Here is a 15,318-nt window from a genome sequence, read left to right on the forward strand (position 1 = left end):
GGGGTGTAGGACAATGAAATATTGCAATGAATTCCGTCGCATGGGTCAGCTCGTCGCGGGGCTTGCCGTATCGTTCCCGGTTGCCGCCCTGGCGCAAGCCGTGCCGGAAAAGCGGGACGGCGCCGACACGCGCGAAGGTGGCTCGGACATCGTCGTGACCGGCTCGCTGCTGCCCGGCACGGACAAGGAAACGGCGGGACCAATGGTGGTCATCACCGCCGAGGATATGCAGGATAAGGGTTTCGGCGAGGTCTCCGACGCGCTGCGTAGCCAGTCTTTCATGACCGGGGCCATGCGGGACTCCACGCCGGGAACCGGCAACATGCAGGGGGTCAAGCAGATCAATCTGTTCGGCCTGGGGGCCAGCTATACCAAGGTGCTCGTCAACGGCCGGCCGACCGCCAATTATCCGCTCAACAACAATTCGGGCGACGCCGGAAATTTCGCCAATCTGGCGAATGTTCCAATGGCCATGGTGGACCGGATCGAGATCCTGCCGGGAACCCAGTCCGCGATCTATGGCGCGGATGCGGTCGCCGGGGTCGTCAACATCATCCTGAAGACCAGCCTCGACAAGACTACGGTATCGTTGCGCGGTTCGGGCTATAGCGAGGGCGGCGGCCGGGGCATCCGGGCGCAACTGACCGGCGGCGCTACCCTGCCGACCGGCGGCACGCTGACCTATGGGTGGGAATTCAACGATCGCCAGGCCATTCTGGGCATCGATCGGGCCAGGACCGCCTATTCCCCCTTCAAGGACGAGGCCTTCGCCCGTCTGTCGTCCAGCAGCTATTATGATCCGGGCACCGCAGGATGCGCCGCAATGGCCGGGTTGTTCGGCGGCACCATGACGTATCGCGCCGAAGGCGCGGCGCGCTATTGCGGCAGCGACTATACGCGCAGCATGCTGGCCACCTACGACAGCGCGCGGCGCAATGGGAGCGGCTATCTCAGCCTGAGCCAGCCGCTGTCGGGCGACCATATCCTCTATGCCGACCTGACGGGTACGCTGTCGCGCACCGTGTCCAATTTCGGTCCCGTCTATGTCTGGCAGAACTTCCTCGATACCGGGTCGGGACGGACCTATCTTGTCTCGCGCGAAATCGCACCCGAGGAGATGGGCGGCTGGACCACTTCGGCCGCCCGCCAGTTTGGTCGCCAACATGACGTCGCCATCGGCGCGCGCGGGCCGATGGCCCGTGGCGGGTGGCGATATGATTTTTACGGCTCGCGATCCGACTCGCGGCTGAAGCAGAAAACGCTGCTGCCTGTTCAGGCCACGATGACCAGCTATCTGGCGCAGCGATACGGCAATATCGCGCAGGTATTCGTCCCGTTGACTCCCGAGGAGTATCGCGGCTTTTCCGGCACTCAGACGCGCCTCGCCTCCGACCGGATACAGCAGATTCTCGGCAAGGTCTTCAACAGCAAGCTGCTCGATCTACCCGGTGGCAGCGCGGGGCTTGCGATCCAGGGCGAGATCGGGGACGAGAAATGGATCGACACTCCCGATGCTGGGTATCAGGCGGGACTCTATTTCGGGGGAGCGCAACTGGCCTCGCTGGGGTCTCGGCGTCATGCCGGGGTCGCTGGCGAACTGGCGCTGCCTGTACTGCCCTGGCTGAGCGGCAGCTTCGCGGCGCGCTATGACGGTTATGGCTATGTCGGGAAATCGATCGGCCGGGCAACCTGGAAGGGCGGCGTGGAACTGCATCCGGCCGACAGCCTGGTGTTCCGAGGCGGCATGGGCACCGCGTTCCGCGCGCCTGACATGTCCTATCTGTTCCTCGGCCAAAGCACCGGGAACAGCAACAATTACGACCTGTACCTGTGCGACCAGATGGGCGTATCGAGAACGTCCAACAGTTGTCGCTACATCATGCGCAACACCTCGTCGGGAAATCTTGACCTGAAGCCCGTGACCGCGCGGTCCTGGACCGTTGGCGCGAAATGGTCGCCGACCAAGGCGCTTCGCCTGAGCGCGGATTTCATGAATATCGCCATCCGCAACGAGGTGCGGGCGCTGACGGTCGCGAACATCCTGTTCGACGAAGCCGCCTGTCGCGAAGGACGCGACGTTTCGTACCTGTCCAGCTGCGACTATGCCCGGTCGCTGGTCAAGCGCGATCCCGCGACGGGCCGCGTGACCGACATCACCCGCGGCTTCTTCAACGTCTCCACCAAGCAGACCCAGGCACTGATGATCGCCGCGCAATATACGCTGCCTGCGGCGTCGATCGGTACATTCCGTCTGGACGCCAATTACAATCGGACGCTGCTGTTCAAGTCGCAGGCGGACTCGGTGTCGCCGATCGTCGACCAGCTGAAGAACCCCAATAACGGCGGCATCTTCAAGGATATATTGAATGCCAGCGTGACACTGGACCGTGGGCCGTTCAGCGGGACCGTGTTCGTGAACCGCTATGGCGCCTCGCCCAACTATGCGCTGCTGGTCGGAGGCCCGACCTCGACCAGCTATGGAACACCCGGATGGGACAGCGGATGGACGCTGGTGAACCTGAGCGCGCGATATGACCTGGGTGCAGGCCTGAACGTCAGCGGTGTCGTGAACAATGTTGCCAACCGGATGCCGCCGTCCAACAATTGGCAGGGCTTTCCCGGTTACAATGCATCGCTGTTCAACGTCTATGGCCGCAGCTTCATGCTGGAGGTGAGCAAGTCGTTCTAAAAAGCAGTGGTTGTTCCGCCCCGACCCAACGAACGCGGGGCGGAACGGTGCGGATCGACACAGGGGGCAGGTTGGAATGAAGGCTCGGGTCGCCGCGAACGAACGACATCTATACGATCTGGACCATCTCTTGCGTGAAATGGGGCGGAGCTTCACGCAGCTCTACCATGCGCGTCGCAAGTTCGGCGTCGATATCGTGCGGCAGGCGGAATCGCTCGCCGCGACGATCGCTGCGGCGGACCGAGCCTATGACGCGCACGAATTTCACGCCCTTCTCGACCGATTCATCTTCACGCCGGGCGTCCAGCGAGCCGGCAGCCGGTCCTGGCACGCGATGCCGAGCAACGTCGGCGTCCTGCCGCGGGAATTCTACTTCGAATTCTTCCTGCGGACCCGGTCCGCGGTAGGAGGCTATGATGCCTATGTCGACAATCTTCTGAAGAGACCGGAGGTGATTGAATTCTACACCGGGATACAGGATGGACCGGATCGCATCGAGGAGATCGGCTGCCTTGCGCTCCAAAGCCGGCAGCGCCTGTATGAAAGGCCATCGCATGGTCGCCTCCCGACGGTGACGACCGATATTCCGATCGCGGGAAAGGTCGCCCGCGTCGCCATCGACAACATGGGTCCGAACATGGCCCAGTATCCCGATTTCTATTCGGCGCTGGAAGAACGTCTGTTCGATTTCTATCAGACGATCGCGACGTTCGGGCATCTCATCTTCGACGTGCGGGGTAATCCGGGTGGCTTTACCCCGTTCGTCGAACGGATGCTGGTCGGCCCGCATTTGAGCGCCCCGGTCGAATTGAGCGGGTTCGTTCTATTTCCCCGGTATGATGCGGGCGATCATGTCCATCTGTGCACCGAGGCCTTTTATCCGATGGACCGCTATCCTCGGATAGACCTGTCCACGATGGTCGGGCGGGGAATGCTCCCGGCGCTGGACGCCGATGACGAAGCCATGCTCGACGCGGGCGCGTACAATCATTGGATGACATTCTCGCCGACCGGCCGCCGAAGTCCCTTTGCCGGAAAGATCTGGATCCTGATCGATGAGGTGACGGGCTCCGCATCGGAAGTATTCGCGATCCTGGCACGTCAGGCTGGCATCGCGCAGATTGTCGGAGAACAATCGGCGGGCAACCATTCCAAGTCGCGGGGACAGGGCTCGCTGCTCTTCATCGCCCTCCCCTATTCCGGGATGGTCGTGACCTGGGATCCGGTGTATTTCACCGACGCTGCGGGCCGTCACGCCCATGAACATCATGTCCTTCCCGATCATGAAAACCGGCCTGGACTGGATGCGTTGCAAACCACCCTGGCAATCATTTTGGAAAGCGAAGGCTGACTAGAGGCTGTTATGAACCTACGGCGAGTGCGGTAGCTTGTTTCATCATGATGGAGGCGAAAGCGACGACATGAAGTCCGGCAAGTGTTTGAGCATAGCGTTCATAGTCCTTGACGAGACGGCGGAAACGGGTTGCCCAAGCGAATGACCGCTCCACGATCCCGCGCTTTGGCAGGAGAACAAACCCGCGCTTGGCCTGCGGCAGTTTGACGACTTCGAGCGCGATGCCATGCTTGTCTGCTGCATCGGCGGCCCGCCCGCCGGTATAGCCCTGGTCCACCCAGGCCAGCTCGACCGTGTCGCCGGTGACCGCCTGTACGGTGCGGGCGAGCCGCTCGAACTCGCCGCGATCCTCGGTGCTGGCTGGCGTGACATGGAGGGCCAGCAGATGGCCCAGCGTATCGACGGCCATGTGGATCTTCGAGCCCTTCTTGCGCTTGGCCCCGTCATAGCCGGCCCGCTCGCCACTTTCGGGCGTCGATCGAAGCGTCGGGCTGTCGATGATCGCAGCGGTCGGCTCGGCCTTGTGCCCCGCTGACAGCCGCAGCACCGCGCGCAAGTCGTCCACCAGCGCCTCGAAGCAGCCCGCCGCCAGCCAGCGCTGTGTCTGCTGGTACACGGCTGCCCAGGGCGGCAGATCGTTCGGCATCCACCGCCATGGCGCGCCCGTCTTAACAATGTAGCCAAGGCCGTTGAACACCTCCCGCAGGTCATGCTCCCGCTGCCCGGCATCCTCGCGTTGCAGCAGTAGGTACGGTGCAACCAGCAACCATTCCTCATCGCTGACGTCAGATGGATACGGCTTGCCGCAAATGCTCATCCCACCTCGGATGGATCAGCAAACCTCTCAAGTCCATAACAGCCTCCAGGATCAGGACCCATTGATATGAGGCGCGCGATCTGATTCAGGCTCCGAGAGGAGACTGGAATGAGCGACCTGTACTGGCTGACGGATGATCAGATGGAACGGCTTCGGCCGTTCTTTCCGAAGAGCCATGGTAAGCCTCGGGTGGACGATCGTCGGGTGCTGAGTGGTATCGCATTCGTCAATCGCAACGGGCTGCGCTGGCGAGATGCACGCAAGGACTACGGCCCGCACAAGACGTTGTATAACCGTTGTAAGCGCTGGGGTGAGGCAGGCGTGTTCACGCGGATGGTGGAGGGCTTGGCTACGGCGGACGCCGAGCCGAAGACGGTCATGATCGACGCGACCCCGGCCTTCGCCGGGGCAGGCTTTACCTGAAGGTGCACCGCACGGCATCGAGCCTGCGGGTTAAAAAGGGGATCTCGGCCGCCTGTTCGGGCGCACCAAGGGCGGCATGAACACCAAGCTCCATGCGGTCGCCGACGCGAACGGACGCCCGTTGAGCTTCTTCATGACAGCAGGCCAGATCAGCAACTACACCGGCGCGGCAGCGCTGCTTGATGATCTACCAAAAGCACAGTGGCTGCTCGGTGACCGCGGCTATGACGCCGACTGGTTCAGAGACGCCCTGCATGCCAGAGGCATCCAGCCCTGTATCCCAGGCCGAAAATCTCGCAATGAACCCGTCAGATACGACAAGCGCCGCTACCGGCACCGCAGCCGCATCCAGATGATGTTCGGCCGCCTGAAAGACTGGCGCCGCGTCAACACCCGCTACGACCGCTGCCCCACCGCCTTCTTCTCGGCCATCGCTCTCGCGGCCACCGTCATCTTCTGGCTGTGATCAACGAGTCATCGTGTAATTTGTGGCTGCTTTCTCGGGCCGGCTGAGCGGCGCACCTTCTGGCTGTCGGACCTGAAGGAAGGAAGCAGCCATGAAGCGCTATGCCGGAATAGACCTATCGATGGAAACGTCGCATGTCTGCATTGTCGATGCCGAAGGGCGCAAGGTCGCCGCGCAATGCGTGGACAGCACGCCGGAAGCGATCGCCTCGCTGCTGGAACGCCATGGTCCAATGGAACGCGTGGTGATCGAGACCGGCCGGATGACGCCGTGGGTCGCGCGGGGCTTGCACGCGGTGGGCGTCGTGATCGTGTGCATCGATGCGGGCCAGGCCCACCTGAGCCTCAAGGCGATGAAGGCGAACAAGACTGATCCGCATGATGCGGCGGGCCTCGCACAGTTGGCCCGGACCGGCTTCTACAAGCAAGTGCACCTCAAATCGCCGACGTCGCATGGCGTCCGCTCGGTAATCACCGCCCGCGCGCACCTAGTGGAAGCTCGCGTCCGGCTCGACAACACCATCCGTGGGCTCTGCGCCACCTTCGGGATCAGGCCGGGGGCTGGCCAGGGCGAGCGGTTCCTCGCGCGGGTGCAAGCCACCATCGCTGTCCCGGGTCTCGGCGAGGCGGTGGCCGCGCTGCTCCGGGAGCGGGTCGGCCTGGTTGATGAGATCCGCCAAATGGACCGCGAACTCAAGGCGATCAGCATCGCCTCTCCGGCTTGCCAGGCCCTGATGAGCATCCCGGGCGTCGGCGTGCAGACCTCGGCTGCGTTCGCTGCCGCCGTCGATGAGGCAGGCCGGTTCAAGCGGTCACGAACCGCCGGCGCCTACTTCGACCTCGTCCCACGCCGGCATCAGTCCGGCGAGCTCGACTGGACCGGCCGGATCAGCAAGCAGGGTGACGGCACCGTCCGCAAACTGCTCTACGAAGCGGCCAACTCGATCCTGACGCCCGCGCGGCAGACCTTTGGGCTCAAGACTTGGGCGCTGAAGATCGCAAAGCGGCGCGGCCTCAGGAAAAGCCCGGTTTGCGCTCGCCCGCCGCCTTTCCGTCATCATGCATGCCATGCTGCGTGACGGCACCTTGTTCGAGGCCTGAAATACGGTAAGCTCCCCTTCGCCAACGGTGATGCTCTCCAGCTGACCCGATGGCGGTGTCCCGCGAGGGAACGCAGGGACGGACGATCCGCGAAGGTTATCAGATGGGCTGCCAAGCCCGCTCCGAGTCAATGCGACGTTCGGTCTTGTGAGACCCGATACAGCACCACCGACCAACAGGTCTGCGAGTGCGGACAGATCCTTGAGACCCTCAAGGGACAACCGCCGAGTGGACGCAAATTACAGATCCTAACCCTAGGGTCCGCGCTCTTCTTTATCTGACGAGCCAACCAATTAAAGGTATGGTTTTCGGGAAGCAGGTCATAGCCAACTCGGCGCCCGGCAAGGATGCCGCAAGGTCGATCAGTGCGGCATGACGGCTTGAAATCTGGACAGGCAGGCGCACGAATATCGTGCCGATCCGCTCAGGTGACGACAAGCTTGTCGCCCGGGGCGGCAGCGCTTGCACGCTACCGCCCCGCGCTTGCAGTCAAGGGTCAATGTCACTTCTCAGAACTTCGCGCTGATCCGAGCGTAGGTGAACCGATCCGACAGATTCAGACCCGCGCAGCTCAGACAGTTGGGCGCATTCGTCGCCAGCACGTTATTCATGCCCAGGCTCAACGTGAAATTCCGGTTGGCGAACGGCAGGTTCCAGCCGATCTGCGCATCCAGATACGTCACGGCAGGCACGTTGGAATTGTTGAACCCCGGCTCTCGCGCGCTGCCCAGATACCGGGCGATGACCGCGACGGAGTAATCTCGGCTCTTCCAGTCCAGCGTCGCCAGGCCCTTGATCCGCGAGTAAACCGTGCCGCCCTGCTGCGTGCCCTGAAGCTCGGTCTTTTCCGTACCGGTCGCCGTCGGCAGCGTGACCGAATATTCCAGCAGGTAATTGGCCAACGCCGTCAATCCGATGGTACCTGAACCAATCTGTGGCGAGCGGTAATTAAGCGTCAGGTCAATGCCGGCGCTCTTGAGCGACGAGATGTTCTGCAACAGGCCGCGAATCTGCGTCACCTGTCCACTGGCCGAGCGCGTGACACTGGCACAACTGACGGGATCGTTGATGTTAGCGCAATTCGCCAGCAGCACATCCGCACCGACTGAGGCAATCGCGTCATCTACGCGGATCGTGTAATAATCGACCTCGACGCTGAAACGGCTCGCAAGCCCCGAAGAGATCATGAAGCCGGGGCTGTAGACGCCGCCGAAAATCCAGCTCTCCGACGTTTCCGCCCGCAAATTCCTGTTGCCGCCGGTCAACACCGGCAGCGTCGTATCGCTTTGAATATACGATCCGTTTGCAGGCACCCCGCGGGAAATGCAATTCCGCCGAACAGTTTCCGAAACCCCGCTATGGTTGAAATCCGAGCACGGATCGACCGCACCGCCGTCGAACCGGGACGGCGTGCCGAACAATTCGCCGATGCTCGGCGCGCGGAACCCCTGCGCCCATGTGCCGCGCAGCCGCAGGTCGTTGAACGGTTTCCAGTTCAGCCCGGCCTTCATCACGGTCTTCGCGCCGCTGGTCGAATAGTCCGAACGGCGAGCCGCGAAGGATCCTTCGAGCAGGCGCAGCATTGGCAGATCCTTGAACAAGGTCGCATTCAGCTCGCCATATAGTTCGTGCACCGTGAAGCGCCCGGCGGAGGGCTGCGCGGGAATGTCCGAACCGAGGCCCGCCGCCACAATCGGATCGGGCGTGAATGACCCGGTCTGCTCGCGAAATTCGTAACCGGCAGCGACGCTGACGTCGCCCGCAGGCAGCCGGAACAGCGGGCCGCTGATGTTGAGGGTCGCATCGGTCATCGTCTGGTCGCTGCGATCGCGCTGCGTAAACGCAACGTAATCGAGCATCGCCTGCGTGATCGTACCTTCACCGCCGAAGAGGTTGAGCGGCACGCAACTGCCGGTGCACGCGCTGATCGGCCCGACCGCGCGGGCGAGATTCGCGGCATTCACGTTTCCGTGTGCCACCTGCTTCGCGTTGTTCTCGGAATAGACGCCGTTGACATCCCAATACCACGTGCCTGGGCCGAACTCGAACTGCCCTTCAAGCGTGGCGCCCATATACATGGTGTTGACGGTCTGCCGGTAATTGCGTGGGCCGTTCTCCGTGAAGCGGCGGGCTACGCGCTGGTAATTGGCGGGACTGCCGTTCGTCCCAGCATTCAGTGTTATGCCGAACGGATTGTAGGGGTTGGTCGCGTCGATCGACACAGTGTCGAGCAGATTGCCGTTGCCCGCATCGGGACCGAGTATGACCGGCAGCGGCGCGGCCTGATTTTCCGACGTGCGGCGGTTGTAGATCACCTTCCCCAACAGCCTCACCGAATTTCCGAGATCGGCTGAGAAATTGACGAACGCGCCGATCCGTTCCTGCGGTGTCAGGACGTAGTTCGGTGGCACGTAATTATAGCGGTCGGAATTCGTGAATGCCTTGAAATCGCTGTTCGCACCGGTCGGATCGGCGGGGTCGAAGCGCGGCGACGCGATAGGATTGCTCTTCAGCGTCAGCGCCAGCGTTTTGCCCGTCGACGGATTGGTGAAGATGAAACGCCCATTGGGGGTCGTGCCACTGCAGTTTGAATCGCAACTGGTCGCTCCAGGTGTCGGGAAGCCGGATGCGAAGATCTTGTCTTGTTTGACGAAATTGCCGCCCGCCACAACCGAGACCGGCCCGCCGCTACCACCATTGCCCCAGTTCACCTGATAATTTTGCGTGGTTCCGCGGCCGCTGCCCCAAGTGCCGACATAGGCACTGCCGATGAATCCCTTCTGCCGGGTCTTGGTGATGATGTTGACCACGCCCGCGACCGCATCCGATCCGTAGATCGTGGATGCGCCGTCGCGCAGGACGTCGATCCGCTCGACCATCGAATCCGGAATGGCGTTGAGATCGACCGCGCCGGGAATGCCGCTGGCGGCCGCGCCATTGATGAAGCGCATGCCGTCAACCAGCACCAGTGTACGGCGTGAACCGAGATAGCGGATGTCGATTTCACTCGATCCTGCACCGACACCGCCACCATCGGGCGGATTGCCGTTGTTGCCGCTGCGGTTGAAGCTGGAATTCAGGCCGCCGCCATTGCTCGGCAGGCGCTGGAGGAAATCACCGACCGACGACGTGCCGCTGCGCTCGATATCGGCGCGGTCCAATATCGTGACCGGTGCCGGATCGTTGAGCGGATCGCGACGGATGCGCGAGCCCGTTACCACGATCGTGTCCGCAGTTGGTTCCGCCGTATCCTGCCCCATTGCCGGTGTCGGCATCGCCGATGCCATCAGCATGAGCATGAAACCGCGCCGTCTGTCGAAGTACCGCATATTCGCCATGATAAGCCCCCTTCTCTCTGATGATTTTCCTAGTCGAAGCGCCCTGTTCCGAGGGCGCACTGAACCCTTCCGACCACGAAGCCTCGCGCCGGTATTGTTTTATGGTGTTCGATCTTCTTGGCCGCGGGTCTGGCGCCCGCTCCGGCTACGTCCGCTTATTGCGGCTTCGGCGGTATGACTTCGTCATGGATCAGCGCGACCGGCAGGATGCCGGCGCTCATCATCCGGCCCATAAAGTCGCGCATGACGAAAGGTTTGCGCGCAGTATCGTCGGCGCGCACGGCATCGGCTATCAACCCGTCGATTTGCAGCTTGCCGATGATGTAACTCGGCCCGTAACCGGGTTGGCGCGCATAGAGGAGCTGCTCGAACGCGACGAGCGGGCTTTCCGGGTTGGACCAGCCGCGCGGCGTCCATTCCGCATGAAACTTGCCTGCTTGCGCAAGCGTCATCTCATTGGACTGGACATACAGAGAGGCGAGGCCCCGCGCCGCACGATTTGCCAGCATGATCCAGACCAGTTCGCGGCCATGCGGGATGTTGTCATACATTCCGGCCTGCATGACGATCTCTTCAAATGCCGTCGCCAGACCTTCCGACCTGTTAGCAAAGATATTGTAGAGCGGCGGCGTGCGGCGGATCGCGCTTGCGCTGGGTTGATATTTCAATCGCGCCAGATCGATCCAGTGCGACGCATGTGTCACGAGCGGCAGCGGGTCTTGCGACGTTACGTGCGAGAAGAAGTCGCGATGGTCCGGCGGAACATAGTCCGGTGTCTGCGCCGCCATCGCCGAACGATATTCCGGCCTGGCTTCGGCGAAACCTTTGCTTTCCATGAACGCACTGAAGAAGGCCGTCTTCTCCGCCGCCATCCTGCGGTACGCGGCCGGATCGTCCGCCGTTCGCACCGGTGGTACGTCGCTGTTGCGCAACTCCTCGAGCGTCAGGGAGGAGATGGCCCGGTCCAGTTCCCGGCGCAACAGCAGGACCTGCTGATCCCAGTCATACGGCAACAATTCCACATTGGCGACGTACCAATTATAATTGTCCTTACCGACGCCGCTCGGGCCGGTCTTGCCCGGCGCCTGCTCGGCGATCCATGTCGCGAAGCGGTGCGTCGCCCTGCGGGCCGCTCGGATCGCCTGCAGCAACGCAGGCTTCGCCCCGGTCATCGTCGCGGGAAGGCGCCCATCCAGCGTGCGCATCGTGAGAGTGCCCGCCTCCAGCGCGGAAAGGACCGCGCTCTGCTGCCTGAAGGCCGCGCCGCCATAGACCCACAGGTCGCGGGCATTGCTGCTTTTCAAATTCTCCCGCGCACTCTCCAGCAGTTTCGGCACCGACGCCAGCATCGCCGTCAGCTTCGCCTGTTCCTTTACGTCCAGCGGAAACTTGAAATCATACAGGTTGATGTTCGGATAGGCGTAAGGCCCCTCATGCGCCGGCACATCGCTCCAATCGGCGAAGACCGTCGCATAGAAGGTGGGGTCGCGTGACCAAGGATGCAGAACCCGGAAATCGAAATCCATGCCGTTCATTTCGGCTTGGACCAGCCTGTAGTCAGCTAGCGCGTCGACCGGCCAACCCACCGTATCGATCGCCTTCAGTCTGGCCATGAAGTCCGGAAGCGCCGCCTTCTTTTCCGCCATCGCCGCGTCGCTATAGTCCGGCAGATAGCCGTTGAGCGCCGGGGTTGCGAAGGCGCGCCAATCTACGAAAAGCTCGGTTAGCGCTTCGTAGTTGGCGGGCCTCTCCCCAACAGCAGATCTGGACGCGTTCGCCGGTGGCGTAACCTGCGCAAGCACCGCCTTCGCAGGAGAAAGGGGCGCCGTCAGATAGAAGATGATTATGGCTAAGCGTTTCATATCACCCCCCGACAAATCGAGTTGCGTATTACAGCATAGTCAGAAATACATCATATAGTATACTTTTGATCAAGTGGATTTGTTCGGGATTGTAACATAAGGATTATATTAGCTTTCCCGGTGCCTTGCGTCCTCACCGGTACGGAAAGCTCTTTTAAAGCGGCGCGACTCGTACCCGCAGCAACCTCGGCTCGTGGCCAAAGTTGAGACCGAAGTCGGTTTCGTCGCCGTTCAGCCAGCGAGAAACCTGCCACGCCCCGTCCACGAAACGTCCCTCTTCGACGCGCATGAGTTGGCCGCGCCGGCCATCCGACGACACCCGCTTGAATTCCAGCCGCGCATCGACACCCGAAACCAGAAAACTGCCGTCATTCATGGCGAGCACGAAGGCCCGTCCGGTCTGCTCCGGGGAATTGGGGACGATCGCGGGCGTATCGCCCCATGCCGGCGGGCCGAACGCGACATCGACGCGCCAGCCATCCGCCAACGGGATCGTCTGGCGCGCCTGCCCGGGCTCCTCGACGACGGCCTGAAGCCGATGGTCGAAGCCGCCCCGTGCGATCAGATCGCGGATTGGATCGAGCAGCGCGAAATTCACCCGGTGCGCGGCCGCCGCAGCATCGGTCGTCGGCCCTTTCGCATCATCGATGCCGAAGACCGAGAAGCCGATACCGCCATGGTTGAGGACGTAGAACAGATAGGGCGCGATCTTCGGGTCGAAGCCCGTTTCCGAAACCCAGGACGGATTATCCGCACGGGCATATTGCCCCAGCACCTTGCGATACTCGGCGGCATCGCTCGTGTAGACATCGGTACCGATGAAGTCGATCGACGGTGTCACGCTGCGCCACACATCGAACATATTCCATGTCGCCCCGCCGCTCGGATAATCGCCACCGGGACGGCTGAAGCCCTTGTAGCGCATCCAGACGTTCACGTAGGTGGGCAACGGGTAGACAGCTTTGCCCGCTGCGGCGATCTGCTCGATATAGCGCGCCGTCGCCCAGGCGTTGAACGCCTCGTCGGCGTCCGGGCCGAACACGGTCCGCCAGTCGCCCGGCGCTTTGCCGAGCCGCGTCGTCACCGCCGCCGGCACCGTCGCGCGAAACGCGGCCTCCGCCTCCGCACCATGGTCGCGCACCGCGCCGATCGCACCCGGTTCGTTCTCGACCTGCACCATGATGACGGTGTGGCGCTCGCCATCCACCTTCTTCAGATGCGCCAGCAACGCCGTATAGGCAGAGCGGTCCGCGTCGAGATTGGCTTGCGAATGCGGGGATAGGACGTCTGTTGGCAGACCGCGCTCGTCGATCGTTCGCGGATAGCGGGCGGGGTCACCCTTCACCCATTCCGGCACGTAATGCATTTGCCCGTTCTTCCACGTGCCGAACCACAGGAAGACCAGACGCTTGCCGGTTTCCCGTGCCTTCGCGATCAGGGCGTCGACGTTGGTAGTGTCGAAGCGTCCCTTTTGCGCCTCAAACTGCTCCCAATAGATCGGCACCTCGATCGTGTTAGGTGCGAGTGCCTCAGCCGCGCGCCACGCCTCCGGCAGCATTGCCGGCCAAGCGCTCGAATTGTGCAACTGGGCGGCCAGAACGAAATAGGGCTTGCCGTCCACCAACAGCATGAACCGGTCGTCGCGGCGCTCGATCCGGGGTATCGGCTCGGCGGCGGCGGACGCCACCATCGCCGACACCACGGCAAGCCCGGCTATTGACGAGGCAAATCTGTTGAAGCGCATACCATAGATCCCCTGCTCTAGTTTCTACCGGGCGCCACCGCGTTCAGGCCGGGCGGACTGCCGAAAGCATATCGAACGCTGACCGTTCTACGCTGGTGATCATATCTCGAAGTTCATAAGAACCGTTCTAAGCGGCGAAGCTACACCACTCAGTTCTTGGCTGTCGATCTTTTGGTATACTATATCTTCAAATGGCTGAGTTGTCCATCGCAATTCGTTGTCCTTGCCGGAGAGTCGTCGGTACAGCGCCGCGATGTTGTCTGGGAGAGTTGTCCAATGCAGGCGTACTAAGCTGCTGCCGGTTCTGCGATCACGAGGTTAGGTGATGATCGACGTGACCTACCTCAAAGCGCGCCGCACGGCATCGAGCCTGCGAGTAAAAAAGGGGGCTTCGGCCGCCTGATCGGACGCACCAAAGGAGACATGAACACCTAGCTCCATACCATCGCCGATGCGAAGGGCCGCCCGTTAAGCTTCTTCATGACGGCGGGCTAGGTCAGCGACTACACCGGCGCGGCAGCGCTGCTCGACGATATGCCCAAGGCGCAATGGCTGCTCGCCGACCGCGGCTACGACGCCGACTGGTTCAGAGACGCGCTCCAAGCAAAGGACATCCAGCCCTGCATCCTGGGCCGGCGATCCCGCAACGAGCCCGTCAGGTATGACAAGCGCCGCTACCGGCGCCGCAGCCGCATCGAGATCATGTTCGGCCGCCTCAAAGACTGGCGACGCGTCGCGACCCGCTATGATCGCTGCCAATCGTCCTCTTCTCCGCCGTCGCCTTCGCTACCACCGTCATCTTGTGGCTGTAATCAACGAAACCTAACCCCAAGTAAGATCGCTCCCTCAAGTATTATGTTAACGCTAAGGGTAAAGCTTTGCTCTCAATCAAGATGGTCGGTTTGGCATTTAGTTTTGGATGAAGTATCTCGGTCAAGCTTTTCATGGGAAGCTGGCGAAGTTCGCGCGACAGCGCCACCGTTCGTCGCAAGTCCATATCCGTGCAGAAAATCAATGATCTAGCCCCCGTTTCACCGGACAGATTTAAGCGGTTGCAAAAACCAGTGCGCGATGTTGGCGCGGCGAACGCATTTTGAGCCCTGAATGGGGGTGGTTATCGTTGTAGTCCTCGATCCACCCGGCCAGCGATGTCAACGCGTTGAATGCATTGGGGAGCGGCGAGACGCGGACGTAATCGCGTTTGAGGGTATGCACGAAGGCCTCGGAGATGCCGTTGGATTGCGGGCTTCGGACAGGCGTGAAGCAGGGCTTGAGCCCGAATTGCCGGGCAAAGGTCCGCGTTTCGCGAGCGGTATAGGCCGAGCCGTTGTCCGACAGCATCTCGATCGGCGTGTTCGCACGCATGGTGCCGAAGCGGGTTTCCACGGCTTCCAGCATGATGTCGCGCACGTCCGAGCCACTGATGCCGGCATTGGCGACCGCACGCCAGGCGATGATCTCGCGGTCGTGGGCGTCGATGATGAAGGCGCCGCGCACGACCTCGCGGTTCCAGCAGGTGAACTCA

Annotated in this window: 7 protein-coding genes and 3 pseudogenes; 5 read left to right on the forward strand and 5 right to left on the reverse strand. The window is 61.9% G+C overall.

Annotated elements, in window-relative coordinates; translation table 11 throughout:
• Positions 1-40 precede the first annotated feature (40 nt).
• Both ACFX59_RS06470 and ACFX59_RS06475 read left to right on the forward strand, forming a co-directional pair.
• Positions 41-2,689: a TonB-dependent receptor domain-containing protein gene (locus tag ACFX59_RS06470; protein ID WP_387430747.1), complete on the forward strand. Its 2,649-nt coding sequence runs from the start codon at positions 41-43 to the stop codon at positions 2,687-2,689.
• Positions 2,690-2,765: 76 nt separating this feature from the next.
• On the forward strand, positions 2,766-4,040 hold the full coding sequence (locus ACFX59_RS06475; RefSeq protein WP_387430749.1) for a S41 family peptidase: 1,275 nt from the start codon (positions 2,766-2,768) through the stop codon (positions 4,038-4,040).
• Positions 4,041-4,050: 10 nt separating this feature from the next.
• Here the strand turns inward: ACFX59_RS06475 and ACFX59_RS06480 are convergent, their stop codons facing one another.
• Positions 4,051-4,860: an IS5 family transposase gene (locus ACFX59_RS06480; protein WP_387430751.1), complete on the reverse strand. Its 810-nt coding sequence runs from the start codon at positions 4,858-4,860 to the stop codon at positions 4,051-4,053.
• Between the two features lie 108 nt (positions 4,861-4,968).
• Between ACFX59_RS06480 and ACFX59_RS06485 the strand changes: the two are divergent.
• Positions 4,969-5,749: pseudogene (locus tag ACFX59_RS06485) on the forward strand (IS5 family transposase).
• 91 nt (positions 5,750-5,840) lie between these two features.
• Positions 5,841-6,849 (forward strand): annotated as a pseudogene (locus ACFX59_RS06490) (IS110 family transposase).
• Between the two features lie 509 nt (positions 6,850-7,358).
• On the opposite strand, the gene ACFX59_RS06495 reads toward ACFX59_RS06490, so the two are convergent.
• The 3 genes from ACFX59_RS06495 to ACFX59_RS06505 form a co-directional block, all read right to left on the reverse strand.
• Positions 7,359-10,187: a TonB-dependent receptor plug domain-containing protein gene (locus tag ACFX59_RS06495; RefSeq protein ID WP_387430753.1), complete on the reverse strand. Its 2,829-nt coding sequence runs from the start codon at positions 10,185-10,187 to the stop codon at positions 7,359-7,361.
• Between the two features lie 155 nt (positions 10,188-10,342).
• Positions 10,343-12,049: a DUF885 family protein gene (locus ACFX59_RS06500; RefSeq protein WP_387430755.1), complete on the reverse strand. Its 1,707-nt coding sequence runs from the start codon at positions 12,047-12,049 to the stop codon at positions 10,343-10,345.
• A gap of 154 nt (positions 12,050-12,203) precedes the next feature.
• A complete protein-coding gene (locus ACFX59_RS06505) occupies positions 12,204-13,793 on the reverse strand; it encodes a DUF5597 domain-containing protein (protein ID WP_387430757.1) in 1,590 nt (529 codons plus the stop codon).
• 322 nt (positions 13,794-14,115) lie between these two features.
• Between ACFX59_RS06505 and ACFX59_RS06510 the strand changes: the two are divergent.
• Positions 14,116-14,605 (forward strand): annotated as a pseudogene (locus ACFX59_RS06510) (IS5 family transposase); the annotation flags it as partial.
• A 232-nt stretch (positions 14,606-14,837) separates the two neighbouring features.
• Here ACFX59_RS06510 and ACFX59_RS06515 read toward each other — a convergent pair.
• The coding region (locus ACFX59_RS06515; RefSeq protein ID WP_387430759.1) for a DDE-type integrase/transposase/recombinase at positions 14,838-15,318 on the reverse strand (481 nt) is incomplete at its 5' end.

This window comes from Sphingomonas sp. NCPPB 2930, from assembly GCF_042867205.1.
In the GTDB taxonomy this organism is placed as follows: domain Bacteria; phylum Pseudomonadota; class Alphaproteobacteria; order Sphingomonadales; family Sphingomonadaceae; genus Sphingomonas.